The following is an 18,545-nucleotide window of genomic DNA, read 5'->3' as shown; positions in this document are numbered from 1 at the left end:
TAACTGATTTAAATCAGTTCAGCTATATAAGCCAATTAGACAACAACGCCTAAGTTGTAGAAGGGAAGTTTGTCAAGGGCAAGTTCTGTCACCCTAGCAAGTTGATTTCCAACAAAAGCAACCCCTTGTCCTGCTTTGGACTCTTTAAACATGTGGTAGAAGGAATTTCCTGCTAGAAGACCTGAGAAAATCGAAATCGACATATCGTCGAGAAGAGTTCTTCCCAGATAATAATTGATTGAGGCAAGCGAAAACATGACTCTTGAAGCGGCGTAGCCGTCTTCGCTTGTGCGCCCTAGAAGTTCTCCTTGTTGAAGAGATTCTAGATGCACAGGAAAAGGAGCAGCTGAAGCCAAAGCTCCGAGGCCCACACCTGTTAAGAATAGAAAAGGACTTGTGTAGAAGTTATAAATGCAACCAACGATGAAAAAGGCTTGCGAAATCTTATCACTATTTTCTTTAACCTTGTTGACAACTGATTGAAGAGTTGGGTTGTCTGTAGCTGCTTCTTCAATTTTCCCTACTGTATAGGTTTCAAGAGAGCCGATAATACGCCCGACGTAGCCCGTCACTTCGCCAACAAATTGTGCAAATCTTTGGCTTGGGGGTAATCTAGTACTATCTGTATCTATAGACATATTCTAACCTCAACTCATCATAAAAACTTATTGCAAAGAGTTTAGCATGAGTTGAAATAAAAGCGAATGATTAAGAAAATTTTATTGAGCGACTATTGGGAGGTTATCTTATATTTGTTCTCGCCCTCTTCATAGAGGTCTCCTCCAAAAATGTCGTTGACAACGATCGCAGGAAAATTTTTAATTTTCATCCGAAAGACTGCCTCAGTTCCCAAGTCTTCGTAAGCCACCACCTCGGCTTCTTCGATGCATTTGCAAAGGAGCGCAGCCGTCCCTTCAATGGCTCCAAAGTAAACGGCTTGATGGGTTTGGATGGCTTTCTTGACTTCTTCCGAGCGACGTCCCTTCCCAATCATCCCTTTCAATCCTCTTTCAAGTAAAAGGGGGGTCTGTGCATCCATTCTTGTGGATGTTGTGGGCCCTGCAGAACCAATTGCGTAACCTGGCTTTTTGGGAGTGGGGCCCACATAGTAAATTGTTTGGCCTTGTGGGTCGAAAGGAAGGGGCTCGCCTTTTTGAATCGCTTCCGCAAAGCGAAGATGCGCTGCATCCCGTCCTGTATAAATTGTTCCTGAAATCAAAACGTGATCGCCCGTTTTAAGCGAGTGAATCACATCATCAGAAAGGGGAGTCTGTATAGAAATGCGCTTTGTCATAACGTTGCCTCTGCACCTCGGTGTGAGTGACAGTCGATGTTAACGGCAACCGGAAGGTGGGCAATGTGCGCCGGTCCCAACTCGATATGTGCACCCAAACAAGTGGTTCGTCCACCAAACCCAGCAGGTCCAATCCCTAGATTGTTAATCCGTGTTAATAACTCAGCTTCAATTTCTCGCAATTTCGGATCCGGATTGGGAACATCTAATGGCCAAAGCAAAGCGCGTTGAGCAAGAAGAGCGGCTTGTGCAAATGGCCCGCCCATTCCAATTCCGAGCGTCATTGGGGGGCTTGCGTTGGCGCCTGCTTGCTCAACAGTCTCGACGATAAAATTTAGCACTCCCTCAAGACCTGCAGCGGGTTCGAAGATCTTTAACGCACTCTTCATGTCGCAGCCGCCCCCTTTAACTAGGAGAGAAATTTTAAACGTTTCGCCTGGGACAAGAGAGTAATTGATTGTAGCTGGTGTATTGTCGCCTGTGTTTTTTCGCGTCAGTGGGTCATTGACAATCGACATTCTCAAATACCCTTCTTTGTAACCTCTACGAACTCCCTCATTCAATGCTTCTGTGAGGCCACCTCCTTCAATGCGCACCTCTTGTCCCAGCTCGACAAAAAGCACGGCATAGCCAGTATCTTGGCAAAAGGGGAGTTTTTCACATCGCGCGATTTCGCTGTTTTCTACAAGTTGAGCAAGGACTTCTTTTCCAACAGGCGATGGCTCAGTTTCTTGAGCTTCTTTTAATGCTTTTACCGTATCGCAGCGTAGATTGCAGCACCCTTCAATACAAAGGTCTTTCACAGTCTCAATGATCTTATCAGTCTGAACAGTTCTCATACTTTGTGTTGTAAATACCACTTATCAAAAATAAATCAGTGAATATAGCTTGATTTTTTCGGTTAAAATTGAGTTTTCGATCTCGCTAACCAACATGTGGCTCAAGCTCATCTCCAAACTTAATTTTCCCTTGAAAATCTCCACGCTAATTCTGTAATATATCCTTGATAAGTGGTATAATAGGAAACTAACTTTCGTTCCAGAAAAAAGGAAGAACCGCTGCGATATCATCAACTTGATGACGTAGCATCATCAAACGGTCAAAACCGATTGCGATTCCGTAACTATCAGGAAGACCGGACTCAAGCGCCTTTAAGAAAAAAGGATCAATCGGGAGCTTTTCTTTGCCTAGCGCAAGACGCTTTTGGTTTGCCTCTTCCAATCGACGCTTCTGTTCGATCGGATCGCAGAGTTCATGGTATCCATTTCCCAGTTCCATTTGTCCAAAAGAGACTTCAAAGCGTCTAGCGACTTCTTCTCCATCGACTTCATGTGTTTGGGCAAACATCGCTTGAGATTTGGGAAAATCGGTCACGATCATGAGTTTGTCCCTGCCAAAGTGGGGTTCAATGCCACATCCCCAAAGAAGATTAAGCAATTCTTCACGGTCTTCTGTCGCGGCGTCAATGCCGAGATCTTGCATCTTTTGTTTGAGCTCTTTTTCTGTTGCGCTGCGAGAATCTATTCCCAAATAAGTTTCGAAGGCGGCACGGTAAGTGATGAGGTCATATGATAGAGGGCCGAGAAAAAGTGCTATCAACTCGACAACTTCAGCTAAAAAGGCTTCGAATGTAAAGCCCGGGCGGTACCACTCGACTAGAGTGAATTCAGGATTGTGTTTTTTCCCTGCCTCACCTTTGCGGTAGACATGAGAAAGTTGGTAAATTGGGCCCACCTCACGTGATAAAAGTCGTTTCATTCCATATTCAGGCGAAGAATGCAGGTAGCCTTGCTGACCTTCTCCGAGATCAACGGAGAAGAGATCGATGTAGGCATCAATGGGAGCATGATGAGAAAGGAGGGGGCAATCGACTTCCAGAACCCCTCGCTTATGAAAAAAATTGCGCACAGTTCGAAACATGTCTGCGCGCTCTTGTAATAAAGAATTAGACGCGGGAGACATACTCCCCAGTACGCGTGTCAACTTTGACGACTTCGCCTTCATCGATGAAAATGGGAACCTGAATTTTTGCCCCAGTTTCTGTGATCGCAGGCTTCAAAACACGTCCTGAAGCTGTGTCACCTTTAACACCAGGGGAGGTCTCTGTGATTTTCATTTCCATGAAGGTGGGAGGAGCAACATCAACGACAGTCCCTTTGTAAAAGACTAGTTCGTAAAGTACTTCCTCCATGAGGTAAGCCTCATTACTTCCAATGACTGAAATCGGAACATGCACTTGGTCGAATGTTTCGTCATGCATGAAGACAACATCTGTTCCTTCTCGATAGAGCATGCGCATTCTCGTCTCTTCCACATCGGCGAGCTCGAGCTTTTCACCTGACTTATAGGTTTTTTCTACCACTCTTCCCGAGGTGAGATGTTTGAGCTTTGTTCGGGTAAATGCTTGCCCTTTTCCTGGCTTGACAAATTCGACATTGACGATCGTGTAAGGCTCGCCGTCAACTTCGACCTTCATGCCAGATTTGAATTCATTAGTACTCACTTGAGCCATTAGAGATCCTTTTCATAATTCTACTCAGGGAGCCATTGTCTGGGAATGAGGCTTAAAATTCAATTCCTATTCATATCCTTTTGTCCGTTTAAAAGGATCTGTTCTCGTGTGCGTGTGTGATGGCGAGCTCGAGTGTGAAGGCTCACTACTACGATGATGTTTATCAGGATCATAGGGTAGACGTGAATGAGGATCAAATCCGTTCACTTCACTGACAGCGCTATCGAGTGCCTTGAAGATGACCCAAGCAAGTCCGGCTTTGAGGCTCCATTCAGCAACGGGGATCAATGTTTTTCTAACAAAATGGAAGGGGATGCGTCCTAGAGTAAATTGGATGCACCAAATTCCAAAAGCTGTTGTCATCGTGGCAAGCATGACAGCTGTGAAACGCGCCTGAGGGCTTTCGTATGTTGCATATTCAAATGCAGCAGCTGTGTGCGTGAATAAATTTCCCACCGCTTTGAACAAGGGGAGATTTGAAGTTGAAGTGATGAGATTCTTCAAAGAAGAAGAACTGGTTGAGGGAACGTGAGACATAGAGAACTCCTATCATTATCATTAATCATGGTTCTTTTTGCCTCTCTCTAATCTCTTCCTCCTTATTGATTTTATCTAATGCACGAGCACATCCTTACCAGTGCCAAAGGGACTATAGGGAGAGCTGCCAAATGACATTGGACTACCGCAACCAAAACCCGTAGGATTTCTCACTCTTTCAGCAAGAAGCATTAGGGCTTCTGAATCATGTGAACCTTTTGAAGCTCTCTCTGCAAGATCGAGTATGTGTTTAGTGGTAAGCTCTAGCCTTCGTTGTGCTTCAAGAGCTTTTTCTTGGATTTCTGCTAAAGCTTCTTTTTCGCGTTGGATATCTTCCTTAAGGTCTCGTTTTTCACTATTTCCATCTTCGATTTCTTCTTTGAGCTTTCTTAGGGCTTCTGTTTCTTCTTCAATAACGCGATGTAATTGAGTAGAATATTCGCCCAAAACTTCACGCATTTCTAGGACTCGACCTCTGTGTTCAGCGTTATTTTGATAGAAAATTTCGTTTTCATGGCCAAATCGGGAGATGAGTCGCTGATTTTCGTCGAGCTGGGTGCCTAGTGTTGTGACTTCATGCTCGAGATGGTTGACATGGGTTTCCATGCTTTTAGCAATTCTTCCCAATGAAAATTTTGCTAGGGAGTCATCGGTATAGATTTTTCCCATCACTACTGTGACTAGGATTCCGGAATGGGTGAGGCCAACGAAAAATTCTCCTTTGAAAAAGCTTTTTCCCACTTGTATTGTTACGATAAGCCCTGCCCCAAAGTAGATGTAAGATTGCCAGTTGTCTAATTCAATCACATTTCGAAGTCCTAGAGGTCCTTTCCCACTAGAAGAAAGGTTAGTATCTGGCTTGGGCTCAACACCGCTTGTTCGTGATGACACTGGGGAACTTAAATGACTCATTTTTCAACCCTGCTGCTAAGTTTTGTAAGATAGCTTAGAGAAACTGTGAAAAGTTTGTAAAGAAAAAATTCACCTCCTAGAAAAAAAAGAAGTTTGAAGATATGGCAAGGTCGTTGTATGAGGAAAGAAGATGGTCTTTGAAAATGTGAGAGAATGGTAGCCGAAGAACTTCACGAAGAGCAATTTGCTAGAGAGACGCTCGAAAGGTATTCTGGCTCGCCTGCGAGTGACTACCAATCGAACTTGATTTTGACGAATTTCCCCCGTTATGTCGATCACTTTGCCAAAACGAGAGGGGTAGCGGTTCATGAAGGTTCGATGTTCAAAGTCGCGCACTCTCCTGAAGATGAGATTTCCATTCTCGACTTTAAAATTGGTTCTCCAGCTGCAGCGCTTGTGATCGATTTATGCTCGTTTCTGAACATCAAATCTGCCATTCTTCTCGGAATGTGTGGCGGTTTGCGTCGCCGATATCAAATTGGAGATTACCTGGTTCCGGTAGCAAGTATCCGTGCAGAGGGAACATCGGATTTCTACTTTCCAGCAGAAGTTCCTTCTCTAGCCAATTTTCTCATGTTGAAAGCGGTGACAGCTGTTTTGGAGGAGGACAAGTCTAACTATCACATCGGGATCACTTATACGACCAATCTTCGCTTTTGGGAGTATAACGAAAAATTTATTGAAGAACTCAAAGCTTCGCGTGCGCAAGCAATTGAGCTCGAGTGCGCCACATTGTTTATGGCCAGTTATAAGCGGAAGTTCACATTGGGCGCTCTCCTGCTTGTTTCAGATCTTCCCTTGAATCGGGATCAGATCAAAACGAAAAAAAGCTCGGAATTTGTTTTTGAAAATTTCATGCCTGACCACATCGAAAAAGGGGTGGCAATTTTAAAACAAGCTCGATCGATGCAATCGAAAAAGATCAAAGGTGCTTACCACCGCAACATCGACATGTAATACCATTATGGTATAACTTGACTTCATTTTCGCTTATCATTTACACTGTAAAGTCATTTTAATAGTTGAACCTAAGCGGTTACATTCAATGCACAAAGCATTCTGACCTCAACATCTTTCTCCTTCTCAGCCGGCGTGCGTACGGGGGGATCCCCCCTATACACTTGACGCGCACACTTGTTATCTGAAACTTTTTTAATCAATTAGAGGTCAAAATGAATCACATTAGAGAACATTGGAGCTCCCGTATCGGATTCCTGATGGCGGCGATCGGATCGGCGATCGGTCTCGGGATACTCTGGAAATTTCCTTACACAGTCGGTGAGAACGGTGGAGGCCTTTTTCTTCTATCGTATCTTATTTGTCTCATCATTGTGGGTGTTCCTATTCTTATTGCCGAACTTATCTTAGGACGTCGCACTCAAAGAGCTGCTGTTGGAGCCTTTCAAACACTTGACCGTAAATCCTCTGGCTGGAAAGTCGCAGGCTGGTTTGGAGTCTTGGCTTCCTTTTTAATCATGTCTTTCTACAGCGTTATTGCTGGTTGGGGCATGAGCTATATCTTGATGTCTCTGACCGGGTTTTACCAAAACCTCTCGGGAGATGAAGTAGGGAAAGTGTTCACATCCCTCTCGAGTTCAGGTGAGATTTCACTCTTTTGGCACTTTTTGTTTACCTTGATCACTGTGGGGATTGTGATGTCAGGAGTGCGGAAAGGGATCGAACGTTGGGCTAAGATCATGACCAAAGTTCTTCTTGTCTTGCTCGTTCTCCTTTTTCTCTATGCGCTCACTTTAAAGGGGTTTCCTAAGGCGGCACAGTTTATCTTTCATCCTGCTGTCAGTGATTTCAAGCTTTCCAGTTTAATTGAAGCTTTAGGATTGGCTTTTTGGACGCTGAGCATTGGGCAGGGGATCATGATCAGTTACGGAAGTTACATGCGCCGTAGTGAAAGTATTGTCCAACTTTCGGGTGTTGTTGCTTTTTCCGTGATTATCGTTGCCATTTTAGCAGCTTTGATGATTTTTCCTGTTGTGTTCACATTTGGTCTTCAGCCTCAGTCAGGCTATGGTCTCGTCTTTAAGACATTGCCTTACCTTTTTGCGCAGCTTCCCGGATCGCTCGTTCTTTCAACCATGTTTTTTACCCTCTTTGTTTTCACTGCATTGACATCTGCCATTCCTCTTATTGAGGTTGTTGCTTCGAATTTGATGGAGCTTTACAAAATGACCCGTAAAAGAGCTGTCATTATTGTTGGAATTGCCTGCTTTGTGTTTGGAATTCCAAGTGCCTATGCGAGTGCTCATGTGGTCTTTCCCGATTGGGAAGGGATTTATGGAATGGACTTTTTAAAAACCATTGATAATTTAGTTTCAATTTGGGTCATTCCTATTGGGGGGTTATTGACGGCAGTTTTTGTCGGGTGGTTTATGGACAGAGAAGTTGCAAAAGAAGAATTTTTGCTCGGAACACGACTGCGTTTTTTATGGCACCCTTGGCGTTTTTTCATGAGGTATGTGGTTCCACTCACCATTTTAATTATTATTATCCAAAAGAGCGGACTTTATAATTTTGATTCGCTCTTGCACCACATAGCGGGGAACAGATGAGTCATACTAGAGAACATTGGGGATCACGTCTTGGATTTATTTTAGCAGCTGTAGGATCGGCAATTGGTTTAGGGGTCCTATGGAAGTTTCCCTACACTGTTGGAAACAACGGTGGAGGACTGTTTCTCTTCACGTACTTCATCTGTATTATCGGGATTGGAATTCCCGTTCTGATTGGAGAGCTTCTTCTTGGTCGCAGAAGTCAACGCGCTGCTGTCGGTGCATTTGGAACGTTAAGCGAAGAAAAGCCGCGTTGGAAGGTGGCTGGTTGGTTCGGAGTGATTTCCTCGTTTCTCATCATGTCGTTTTACAGCGTCATTGCTGGGTGGGGAATGAGCTATGTCCTCATGTCTCTGAGCGGATTTTATCACAATCTCTCTTCAACAGATATGGCGTCTGTTTTTCAAAGACTTTCTCAATCGGGGAGCATCACCCTCTTTTGGCACTTCCTTTTCACAACGATTACAATGGGAATTGTTTTAAGTGGTGTCCGCAAAGGGATTGAGTTTTGGTCTAAGATCATGACTCGCGCACTGTTCGCCATCTTGTTTTGCCTTTTTCTCTACAGCATGACCCTTGATGGTTTTGGAAAAGCTGTTCACTTTATCTTCTACCCTGATGTAGCCCGTTTCAAATTCTCCAGTGCATTGGAGGCTTTAGGATTGGCCTTCTTTACCCTCAGTTTGGGACAAGGGATTATGATCAGTTATGGTAGTTACATGCGCAAGCAAGAAAACATTCCTCAAATGGCTTGCGTCATTGGGTTTTCCGTCATTATTGTCGCCATCTTGGCTGCGCTCACAATTTTCCCTGTGATCTTTACTTTTGGCTTTCAGCCAGAGCAAGGAACAGGTTTGATTTTCAAAACTTTGCCGTACCTCTTTGCGCAACTACCGGGAGCCTTAGTCGTTTCGACGATTTTCTTTACCTTGTTTGTCTTTACGGCACTGACGTCTGCGATTCCCTTTATCGAAGTCGTTGCAACGAACCTGATGGAGCTTTTAGGATGGTCGCGAAAAAAAGCCGTGCTCATTGTTGCTGCTTCCACCTTTGCTTTTGGAATTCCGAGTGCTCTTTCCAACTCGCATGAAATTTTTCGTGATTGGCAAAGCATCTATGGAATCAACTTTCTCGATACAATAGACAATCTCGTGTCTGTTTGGATCATTCCCATTGCAGGGTTGTTAACGGCGGTCTACATTGGGTGGGTGCTCAAGAGGGATATTTCCAAAGACGAATTTCCTCTTGGCAAGAAGTGGCATGTCTTTTTCGTCCTCTGGCGCTTTTTCATGAAATGGATCATTCCGATCACAATTTTCCTGATCATCTTGCAAAAGAGTGGCCTGGTCGATTTTGACTACATTTTCGGGATTTCAAAGTAAACTTTTACGCCACAGAAAATAGCAAGAGTTTGTAAGATTGGTGTATTGTTATTTATTTTCACCACAGAGTGCACAGAGATCACAGAGGAGATTTTTGGATGCAAGACGATTTGACTGCTGAGATTATTGCAGCTGCAATTGAAGTTCATCGTCACCTTGGTCCAGGATTGCTCGAATCTGCCTATCATAGGTTGTCTTTGTCATGAATTGCAGTTGAGAAAGCTAAAGTTTGAAAGCCAAAAACCTCTACCATTAACTTATAAAGGGATGTCAGTACAATCTGCGTATAGATTAGACATATTGGTAGAAAATCGGGTCATTGTAGAAGTAAAATCTGTTAGTGAGCTTCACCCTATTCATGAAGCTCAGTTACTCTCTTATCGAAAGCTAATCGGGAACGGGACAGCTCTTCTCATTAATTTTAATGTGCGATTACTAAGAGATGGTATTCATAGACTCAAGGTATAATACCTCTCTGTGATCTCTGTGGTAAAAAAAATCTATGAGTCTTGATAATATTTTATTAAAAAACTTTTTTCAAGATTATCTTTAAATTGTGGTTTTTTCCTCCTTAAAGGTATAATCTATTACGAATTTGAGGTAATTTTAATGAGTTTGATGGTTGATAAGGCGGGCTCAAGAGATCTCTTGGGGGACCTACAAAAGCGAAGCGTGTCTTTTCAAAAGACAATGCCGGGAAGCAGTTTGCCTTCTCAAATAGTTACTTGCCCAAGAGAACTTCTTTCATCAGTTATTTGCGTTGAACGGTTTGCTTCGGATCTTCTCAAAAATATCGAAGAAGTCGTTGGCTGTGTCAAATTAAAACTTATGCTTCCACTTAAGACTTATCGATCAGGAAGTCTTTGGTGGCGTCAATCTTTTGTTTTAGTCAAGGATTTACGGGAACTTGGAATCGATGTCGATGCCCACCTGTTCGACCTCGAGCAAATTTCTGAAGGAGAGGCGGTTTCTGTGAAGCAACTAGAATCTCGTCATCTTGAGGTAACAGAAGAGTCTGGTCATGTAGCATATTGGTATCCGGCGTCTAAAACCATTAAAATCTCAGCTAAGGTGCTTCAACAAGCTTTTCAACACTTGCTCTTTGAGTTGACCAATGCATCATTTAATCGCAAACTCCGATCTATTCGCTTTCTTCCCAAGGAGGAGCAGGTGGAAGCTATCGAATGCCTTGAATTTGAAACCACAAAAACTACAAGAGAAAGGCTTGAAAAGCTAAACTTTGGGGAAAATATTTATCAGCTCACCCATCACCATTACGAACTTCATCGCTTACATCAGGAGGTGAGGGGGCATCTGGCGATTACGGAAGAATATGTGGGAACAAAAGCGTCATCTAAATGGCCCCATTTCATGAATGAAGCTGATAAAGTGACATTAGCAAAGATGATTGACCTCCACATCTTGGTGCTTTATGGGGCCGAAAATGGGAAAAGGCGTCGAGAGTGGAAGCTGAATGAATTAACCCAACTTCTTGAGGGAAATCTTCAAAAAAATTGGGATTGGTATGTATCCCGCTACGAAACAGTTACACAGAAGGAATTAGCACATGTCTAAATTGCCACCAGTAAACAGTACCATTTTTTCACCAGAAGTTCCTGAGTTTTTAGAGAGGGGCGAAAGTCTATTTGGTGAAGTCAGAGAATCAGAGCCGCAAATTCCTCCACAAATTTTAGGTTCTACCCCAGTTCTTAATGATGCGGTCAATGCTCTTTTTTCTGATGGGAATATTTTTGATAAGTATGCACAGGCGCATGGCCTAAAGTATCACATCATGGTAACGGTTGATGTTGCTGTTGAAGATGGGCGGGTAAAAACCGCAGACCTTGAAAAGTTTGGATTGAATTACGAGGGGGAAACTGTTTCAAAGGATGTTTTGATCAAAGATCTTATCATCCCAAGAAAGCAGGAAACAGAAGCTGATTGGAAAATTTTATCTACAGAGCAGTCTTATCCTTGCATCTTGGTCCGTTTGGCCCCAAACGTATTAATACGAAAGAGCATTTAATGGCACGTATGATTTATGGTTTGCAGAAGGTCATGCGACGAAATGATTTGAGTGGCATGAGTAGCACTGAGCTTTCATACGAGATGAAAGTTTTAGCAACAGAGCGCAATCATTTAGATTTTATTGGAGCTGTGAGAACCTGTTTGTATGATAAAGGAGTCGATGGGAAACTAGTTTTTGACCCTCTCCCAAAGCCAAAGGACCTTACGGAACAATTTTTTCGAGCATATGTGAATTACACCAACGACCCAGAAGATACAGACTTCCAACAGATCATTGAATGGGGACAGCAAAACACTCACCTTCCCGAAGTGCAAAAGTTGTATGCTGTTGCAAAAGAAATGAAAATTATTTCTTAAGTTCGAAGCCAAAGGTGAGCATTTGTATCACCTTTTCTTCAAGTTCTTGAGGCGTTTCGAATGGAGGGAGAAACGTCTTCCGATCCACCGTTTCTTTTCCGACTTGTCTTTGAACTGTCAAACTTGTGGCATCAAACTTGAGTAGTGTAAATTGATGCTGCGAAGCAAAGACCCGGATTCGGCTTAAATGTTTGAGCCAAATCGTTGGCTCAGGCAGTTTCCCAAAGCGATCTTCTAATTCCTTGAAGAGTTCTTCCACATCATCTTGTGACGCCATTTCTCCGAGGCGGTGGTAAATTTCCATACGAAGGTTGGTTTCTGGAATGTAGGTGCTAGGGAGATTTGCTGCGTATTGGAATTCCATACGTGTGTCGTAAAACGTCGGCGAGACATGTTTTTTTAGGGTGTCAACTGCCCGTTTGAGGAGCTTGCAATAAAAGTGGAATCCGACGCTAGAAACGTTGCCCGATTGTTGCACTCCAAGGAGATCGCCTGCGCCGCGGATTTCTAGATCGCGCATCGCAAGTTTCATCCCACCTCCAAAGCCAGACGTTTCAATGAGAGCTTGAAGACGTTTGCGTGAGATTTCGTGCAGCTCACGTGATTTGGGGACGAGAAAGTAGGCATAGGCTGGGCGGTTCCATCGTCCAACACGGCCGCGCAATTGGTAGAGATCAGCCATCCCATACATGTCAGCACGGTCAATCAGGATGGTGTTTGCGTTCGGAATGTCGATGCCATTTTCAACAATGGTTGTGGCAATGAGAATGTCGACCTCCCCTTGCTTATACTTGTGAAAGATGGCGTCAATCTCGTCGGCTGCCATTTGACCATGCACGACAGCTAAACGAGCGGAAGGGAGAAGCTTTTGAATGTCGTCTGCAATGCGGTAAATCGATTCGACTCGGTTGTGGATGACATAGGCTTGGCCATCGCGTGCGAGTTCTCGTAAGAGCGCATTTTTCATGAGTTCGTTTTCTTTTTCAGCCAGGATCGTTTTGATTGGCAGTCGATCGTGTGGGGGAGTGTTGATTACTGACATATCGCGTGCGCCAACAAGCGAAAAGTAGAGCGTGCGAGGAATGGGAGTGGCTGATAGGGTGAGGCAGTCGACACCGACCTTTGCTTTTTTCAGGTGCTCTTTTGCGCGTACACCAAATCGTTGCTCTTCATCGATCACAATGAGTCCGAGATTTTTAAATCCCACATCTTGGCTGATGATCCGATGGGTTCCGATTAAGATATCAACGGATCCTTGGGCGACGCCCTCTAAAGTCTTTTTCATTTCTTTGGGTTTCACAAAGCGAGAGGCGACACCAATTCGAACAGGAAAGCTTTCCATCCGTTTGCAAAAGTTTTCATAGTGTTGCATGGCTAGGACTGTTGTGGGAACAAGGACGGCAACTTGTTTGCCACCATCGACAACAGCTTTGAAAGCAGCACGCATGGCAACCTCTGTCTTCCCATAACCAACATCTCCACAAATGAGTCGGTCCATTGCTTTGGGGGAGGCCATGTCATGTTTGATTTCTTGAATGGCTCTGATTTGATCATCGGTTTCAGTGAAAGGGAACTCCGCTTCGAAGAGGAACATGTCTTCTGAATCGGGTGGATAAATGAAGCCTCCTTTGGCTTCTCGGTTGGCTTGCATGTTGAGCAAGTCGCGGGCATAACCAACGATCGCTTTTTGAGCTTGAACTTTGGCTTTGTGCCACTTTTTTGTGCCAAGGGTGTGCAGTTTGGGAGCTTGCTCACTCGTTCCGATGTAGCGGCTAATCAAATGCGATTGAGACAGAGGAACGTACAGTTTGCTTCCTTCTGCGTACTCTATGATCATGAATTCTTCTTCATGGCCGAGATGGTTTTTCTGTTTTTCGATTCCAAGAAATTTACCGATCCCATTGTGAAAATGGACGACGAGATCTCCCTTATCAAGTTGGTGAAATTCAGACGCAGGTGTGTGATAAGAGCTGTGCCACTTTTCTCGATGAACTTTGTACCGTTTTGTCAGTTCGGTGTAGGGAAGAATGGTGAGGTCTCCCAGGACAAAGCCACTGGAAAGGTAGCCGTCATGAAATGTCGGGGAAGCGGGGAGAGAAAGTTCTTTGATTTTTTCTTGAAGGGCTCTTTTTTCTGCTTCAGAGTCGGTTAGAAAGTGGAGTTTTTTGCTGTGACGTAGCACCGCTTCGAGTCTTTGCTCTTCTTCAACATCATCCCAATAGGCTGTTTTAACTGTGAGGAAAGGATGGTGAATCCGCTTGGATCGATGTTTGATGTCAAAGAGATCAAATGTCACTGCTTGGTCTCTTCCTGAACCTTCAGAAAGTTTTTCAAGTGGGTCTTTGGTGAAGTAGACCTTTTGACATTTTTCGGAGCGTTTAAAAAGTTCTTCTAACGATAGAATGAGAGGGGTTTTTGCTCCTGGCAAGTCTTTAATCGAAACCCAACGGTCTTCAATGGCAAGCAAGTCATCAAAAACAAGGGTGGTGTTGTCACCGAGATAATCGAACAAAGTGCAGGGCGTGGGTTCATCTTGAATCAGCTTGAGTTCATTTGCAGGGACGATAATGGCTTCATCTCGTTTTGCGATCGATTTTTGACTGACAGGATCATACGTACGGATTTCTTCGATTTCATCTCCAAAAAAGTCGATGCGGCAGGGGTCATAGGCTGAAACCGAAAAGATATCGAGGATCCCTCCACGGATCGCAAACTCTCCTTTGTCTGCGGCAATACTTTCACGCCTGTAACCCAGGCGGGTAAGCATTTCTGGTAAGTCTTCAAAAGGAATCGTGTCTCCTTTTTTCCACTTGAGCAGCAGGTTTTGTAAATTATGGGGGCAGCAAACTTTTTGCAAAATCGCTTGAAGCGGAGCTAAAACGATGGCTGGGTTCTTTTGCGAAGAAAGAGCGTCTAAAATTTCAAACCGTTTTCCAATGATGTCAGGACTTGGTGTGATTTCTTCTCCTGGCAAGGTTTCCCAAGATGGAAAAGCATAAACAGGAAGCGACGAAAAGTAATTGAGATCGTCGAGAAGACGTGTTTCACGGTCGCCACCAGTGAGAATTAAAACGTTTCGGTTTTGCGTAAGCGCAGCACATAAAATGAGAATCGATTTGGGTGTATCCCAAAGACCTTCAAACAGTAGGGAAGGCTCATTTTGAAAATGAGTTTTAACAGTTTGGATGAAAGAATGTTTTTCAATCTGAGTCAACATAGAGAAAAAGTGTAACACAAAGAGAAATTTAACTTTCCTTTATTTTTTTATTTTGTTATGATGATTTGCAAATAGCTTAAGATATAGGCTGTTTGTGGGGAAAGGAGGCAATATCTCTATTGCCAAAATAGAGCGTGCTAGACGTAAAGTTAAAGGAAAATCTTTAGCTTGTCCTCCTAATATTCAACCCAAACTAAGCCCTTAATTCTTAGCAACTTATTTGCATGTTTGTGCAGTTCAAGTTTCTTTTTTCCTCACCTGCACTTTGGGTGAGGTTTTCCCTCCAGCTTGGACTGCACTTTTTTTATACTCAAATGCATCCAAAAGTTCGCTTTTAACTACGTCAGTTTTTCCTGTCTTTTAGCTCTTTCGCCTCCCTCCGTGTCAAGGGACACTGCAGCTCGGCTCATGAGCCAAAATCTAGGAACTTCCTTGTTAAAAACCCAACTTTTGAATCCATTTGAGTATCCTCTAATGTCAAAATATTGCTTGAAAAACTTTTTCGCGGAGGATTATTTGACGGTAATATCTAGTTGGCACTACAGCACAATTAAATTTTTTTAATTGGGGATTTTTTGGTAAATAAAAACTTTATTCGTGACAAAAAAATATTTTGATAATATTTTCTTAACCCTTTCGTAAATATGTTAGAGATAAGAAGATGGCATCAGTTCAACACTATCAGGGGGGATACTATGTTTATCCTCAAACTCATTTTGATTTGCGCTTTCAAGTGACGGCTTTTGGAGCCAATCGTATTCGAGAAGTTCCAACAGGAAGTCATGCGTTACTTTCTGTGGATCAAGGGCTCACTTATGTTAAGTACCTACTCGAGTTGTATAAAGCTGCAATCCTTACGGTTGCAAAGCAATGGAGGTTAGAACTTACTGGAACTTCATTAGAAGTGAGCGAAAAGTTTTCACAGCTGATTGTCAAAAGTGGATACGATCAGTGGACGGAGCTTTCCTTAAAGGGTTTTGGTCTCTCCCATCTTCCGCCTCAAATTGGTCTTTTTAAAGACCTCAAGGAATTGGACATAAGTGGCAATAACCTGACGATTCTGTTTCCCGAATTGCCGCGTCTTGAGCGTTTAGAAGTTCTAGATATTAGCGGGAACAAAGTTGGAGTGATGTTGCCCGACTTAAGTGGTTTGCTCAACTTGCGCATTTTGCGAGCAAACGGTTGTGGGCTAGGCGCGATTCCAGAGTGGATCGATCATTGTCCGAAGCTTGAGCGTGTCGAGCTCCGAGACAATCATATAGAAGAGAACTTTGTTACGGACGAAACGAGCTACCACTTGGAATTATGACGGTTAAACCGTCTTTTTTTCCGGCACCGTTAAGAAGCTGTCGTGATTTAAGTCAACTGGCAGTGACACGGCTTCTCTTTTAGTCCTTTTATGTTCTTGAAGTCCATCTGTGGAAGCAGATCTTTTGCGAGGTCTTTTTGTTAAGGAAGTTTGGAGAGATTCGAGCAAGTCTGTGAATTCTGCATAAGCAGAATTTGCATCTGAGCGTGCGTCATCAGATTGAAATTTTTGATCGATGCAGTAAATTCCAAAGGAGAGAAGGTGCTCTTGTTCTGCCACAGATAGAGGAAGCTTGCTTGTAATCTGAGCGAGTTCTGATTTGCATGTTGCTGCATCAGGGAAAACTGCAACGCGTTCAGGATTACTTGCTCTCTGATTCCCACTGTAGAAATGGGCTCGATAGGGATACTTCTTGCCGAGGTGTCTTAATTCACTTTCTTTAAAAGCAAGACGTTCATCAGGGGGGCGAATGATTCTTGATCTTGTGAGCGCTCTGATGAGCTCATGTGTTTCTGTCTCAGATTTGGAGATGAGTTGGGAGCAAAGTCTCAAGGTCATGATAAGCCCCATGTGGTAAAGGGCGAACATGTCATCGCAAGGTCTTTGAAGGCCTTGGCGCAACTTCTGATTGATCAGAGTCATTTCAGCGCTGCCGAAACTTCGAGGGTTCAAGTAACTAATGGTTCCTGTTGTGAACCCAACATCCTCAAATGTGTCGCAGAGGGTGTCGAAATCAATGAGCTTGCAGAGTGTGTCGTCCATGACATTCATCTCTTTCACATCTCGGTGGACTTTTCCAAATCTGTGCAAACCAGCTAGGGCATAAGCCACCAAGCCAACTTTGTAGATAAGGTAGCGCGCTGGATTCTCGATTTCAACCCAATTGATTTTTGCATAGTTGCGAGGATAAGCGGGCATCATCATGTGTTTGTGACCCCTTCTGTCAGTAGAAGTGGAGTAAATGGGGGCAATGAGTGGTGTTTTAGTCGGGCTTACAGCAGCTCTTATTTCATCGACTTTTCTTTTGATAGGAGAGTAGCCAGAGCCAGTTGTTGTTGGGCGGTGAGAAACTTTTCGAGCAACATCTTTAGGCTTGGTAGGGGAAAACACATCACCTCCCATTATGGTACGCTTTGTTGCAATAAAAGGACCGACAAATACGCTTCCATTTCCCCCTTTGTCTGTACTGGGAGCGTAGATATGAAATCCACTAGATTCGATGGCAATAAAGTTGGGAAAAATTGCAGAAGGCGGAACCGTTTGTGTTCCCTTCGGACCGAGTTTTTGTTGCGCTGTATAAATCGATTTTAAGATGGTTTTAGCGACGGTTTCTGGAAGGTTGTACTGGTCGATAAAAGTCCTTAAAACATCATCATGTCTCACAGGCTTAACTGGAGAGGTGGTCGAAAAATTAGGGAGTGGGAGTCCTCTGCCTTCTCGAGAAGGAGAATTTGTGGGAGTGATTATAAGAGTAGCAGTCAGGCTCATAGTTAGTGTTCTCTTTTAAATCGTTAAAGTGAGTTTATACTGTGTGCTTTTGATCTTGTGCCTCAGGCCTTAAAAAGGGAGAGATAGGGGGTAATGTCTTGGGGGACTCCTCCTGGATTCGACGTCTTTTAAGGACATTTCGGTTATCTGAGGCTTCAACTGGAGGAGTTAGAATCCTTTGCAAGGCAAGGTTAGCCGTGGTTGCGCCGTGTCGCTTAATGTCGGAGGAAAACTTTTGGTCAATGCAATAGGTGACATACTCTTCAAGGAGTTGTTGTGATGCATCTAGAAGGGGAAGTTTTACGAGAATTTTTGGCAGCGTTTGCATGTAAATCTCTGCAGAGGGGAGAATGGCAACGCTTTGAGGAAACATTGAATGTGTATAGTAGATGTGATGTTTCGCGTATTTTTCGCCGAGCTCTTTTAGTTCCATATCGGAGAATATGAGTCCATCTTCAGGGTTGAGAATAGTGGGTTCGTAAAGAGCTTGTATGTCTTGATGCGCGGCTCTATCGGTCTTAGGAATGAGTTCTTTACAAAGTTGCAAAGTCATACGGATTCCCATATGGAAAAAGGCGAACATGTCATCGCACGGTCTTTGAAGACCTCTACGGCTTCTTTGATTGATAAGAGTTTCTTGGGTGTTTCCAAAACTACTTGGATTGAGGTACTCTACGGTCGCCATGATATAGACGGGCTCAGACGAAGACGGTTTTACTGTATCATAATCAATGAGCTTGATCGAATCTGGACTATCTGTTTCTTTCTCATCGACCATGACATTTCCCTCTTTGACGTCACGATGGACATCGCCGACAGAATGAACCACAGAAAGAGCTTGTGTGACAAGCCCGGTCATGCGAATGAGGTATTGAGTCGGGTTGGAAATGTTCGCCCAGTCAATTTCACCGAAATTGTGAGAATAAGCTTTCATCATAGCGT

The 18,545-nt window shown here is 43.7% G+C and carries 17 protein-coding genes and 1 pseudogene; 8 read left to right on the top strand and 10 right to left on the bottom strand.

Going from position 1 to position 18,545, the window contains the following annotated elements; translation table 11 throughout:
- Positions 1-35: 35 nt before the first annotated feature.
- The 7 genes from ACOOFG_RS10160 to ACOOFG_RS10130 all read right to left on the bottom strand — a co-directional run bounded on the left by ACOOFG_RS10160 (position 36) and on the right by ACOOFG_RS10130 (position 5,234).
- A complete protein-coding gene (locus tag ACOOFG_RS10160; protein ID WP_420421359.1) occupies positions 36-638 on the bottom strand; it encodes a hypothetical protein in 603 nt (200 codons plus the stop codon).
- Between the two features lie 92 nt (positions 639-730).
- A complete protein-coding gene (locus tag ACOOFG_RS10155; protein ID WP_420421358.1) occupies positions 731-1,294 on the bottom strand; it encodes a Fe-S-containing hydro-lyase in 564 nt (187 codons plus the stop codon).
- Positions 1,291-2,133: a fumarate hydratase gene (locus ACOOFG_RS10150; RefSeq protein WP_420421357.1), complete on the bottom strand. Its 843-nt coding sequence runs from the start codon at positions 2,131-2,133 to the stop codon at positions 1,291-1,293. Before ACOOFG_RS10150 ends, ACOOFG_RS10155 begins: the two co-directional genes overlap by 4 nt.
- Before the next feature lie 187 nt (positions 2,134-2,320).
- Positions 2,321-3,214 (bottom strand): EF-P lysine aminoacylase EpmA, encoded by an 894-nt coding sequence (gene epmA, locus ACOOFG_RS10145; RefSeq protein WP_420421356.1) that lies wholly within the window; start codon positions 3,212-3,214, stop codon positions 2,321-2,323.
- Positions 3,215-3,239: 25 nt separating this feature from the next.
- Positions 3,240-3,806 carry an elongation factor P gene (gene efp, locus ACOOFG_RS10140; RefSeq protein ID WP_420421355.1) on the bottom strand — a complete coding sequence of 189 codons (567 nt, stop codon included), beginning with the start codon at positions 3,804-3,806 and terminating at the stop codon, positions 3,240-3,242.
- A gap of 66 nt (positions 3,807-3,872) precedes the next feature.
- Positions 3,873-4,343: a hypothetical protein gene (locus ACOOFG_RS10135; RefSeq protein ID WP_420421354.1), complete on the bottom strand. Its 471-nt coding sequence runs from the start codon at positions 4,341-4,343 to the stop codon at positions 3,873-3,875.
- Between the two features lie 75 nt (positions 4,344-4,418).
- Positions 4,419-5,234, bottom strand: coding sequence for a hypothetical protein (locus tag ACOOFG_RS10130; protein ID WP_420421353.1), 816 nt, complete (start codon positions 5,232-5,234; stop codon positions 4,419-4,421).
- A gap of 174 nt (positions 5,235-5,408) precedes the next feature.
- On the opposite strand from ACOOFG_RS10130, the gene ACOOFG_RS10125 reads away from it, so the two are divergent.
- From ACOOFG_RS10125 to ACOOFG_RS10095, 7 genes and pseudogenes are all read left to right on the top strand, one after another.
- A complete protein-coding gene (locus ACOOFG_RS10125; RefSeq protein ID WP_420421352.1) occupies positions 5,409-6,212 on the top strand; it encodes an AMP nucleosidase in 804 nt (267 codons plus the stop codon).
- Between the two features lie 215 nt (positions 6,213-6,427).
- Positions 6,428-7,822 (top strand): sodium-dependent transporter, encoded by a 1,395-nt coding sequence (locus tag ACOOFG_RS10120; RefSeq protein ID WP_420421351.1) that lies wholly within the window; start codon positions 6,428-6,430, stop codon positions 7,820-7,822.
- Positions 7,819-9,204: a sodium-dependent transporter gene (locus ACOOFG_RS10115; RefSeq protein WP_420421350.1), complete on the top strand. Its 1,386-nt coding sequence runs from the start codon at positions 7,819-7,821 to the stop codon at positions 9,202-9,204. The genes ACOOFG_RS10120 and ACOOFG_RS10115 overlap by 4 nt, the downstream gene beginning before the upstream one ends.
- A gap of 98 nt (positions 9,205-9,302) precedes the next feature.
- Positions 9,303-9,672 (top strand): annotated as a pseudogene (locus tag ACOOFG_RS10110) (GxxExxY protein).
- A gap of 204 nt (positions 9,673-9,876) precedes the next feature.
- Complete coding sequence (locus ACOOFG_RS10105) at positions 9,877-10,779, top strand: hypothetical protein (RefSeq protein WP_420421349.1); 903 nt, start codon at positions 9,877-9,879, stop codon at positions 10,777-10,779.
- Positions 10,772-11,230 (top strand): hypothetical protein, encoded by a 459-nt coding sequence (locus ACOOFG_RS10100; RefSeq protein ID WP_420421348.1) that lies wholly within the window; start codon positions 10,772-10,774, stop codon positions 11,228-11,230. The genes ACOOFG_RS10105 and ACOOFG_RS10100 overlap by 8 nt, the downstream gene beginning before the upstream one ends.
- Positions 11,230-11,589 (top strand): hypothetical protein, encoded by a 360-nt coding sequence (locus ACOOFG_RS10095; RefSeq protein WP_420421347.1) that lies wholly within the window; start codon positions 11,230-11,232, stop codon positions 11,587-11,589. The genes ACOOFG_RS10100 and ACOOFG_RS10095 overlap by 1 nt, the downstream gene beginning before the upstream one ends.
- Here the strand turns inward: ACOOFG_RS10095 and mfd are convergent.
- Complete coding sequence (gene mfd, locus ACOOFG_RS10090) at positions 11,579-14,806, bottom strand: transcription-repair coupling factor (protein WP_420421346.1); 3,228 nt, start codon at positions 14,804-14,806, stop codon at positions 11,579-11,581. The two genes, ACOOFG_RS10095 and mfd, sit on opposite strands and share 11 nt — an antisense overlap.
- A 661-nt stretch (positions 14,807-15,467) precedes the next feature.
- Here mfd and ACOOFG_RS10085 point away from each other — a divergent pair.
- A complete protein-coding gene (locus tag ACOOFG_RS10085) occupies positions 15,468-16,115 on the top strand; it encodes a leucine-rich repeat domain-containing protein (RefSeq protein WP_420421345.1) in 648 nt (215 codons plus the stop codon).
- Between the two features lie 3 nt (positions 16,116-16,118).
- Here the strand turns inward: ACOOFG_RS10085 and ACOOFG_RS10080 are convergent, their stop codons facing one another.
- Both ACOOFG_RS10080 and ACOOFG_RS10075 read right to left on the bottom strand, forming a co-directional pair.
- Positions 16,119-17,603, bottom strand: coding sequence for a hypothetical protein (locus ACOOFG_RS10080; RefSeq protein ID WP_420421344.1), 1,485 nt, complete (start codon positions 17,601-17,603; stop codon positions 16,119-16,121).
- Between the two features lie 34 nt (positions 17,604-17,637).
- Positions 17,638-18,540: a protein kinase domain-containing protein gene (locus tag ACOOFG_RS10075; RefSeq protein WP_420421343.1), complete on the bottom strand. Its 903-nt coding sequence runs from the start codon at positions 18,538-18,540 to the stop codon at positions 17,638-17,640.
- Between the last annotated feature and the right edge of the window lie 5 nt (positions 18,541-18,545).

The sequence above is a fragment of the Simkania sp. genome (assembly GCF_965215465.1).
GTDB lineage: Bacteria > Chlamydiota > Chlamydiia > Chlamydiales > Simkaniaceae > Simkania.
This window is presented reverse-complemented; position numbering and strand designations above follow the sequence as displayed.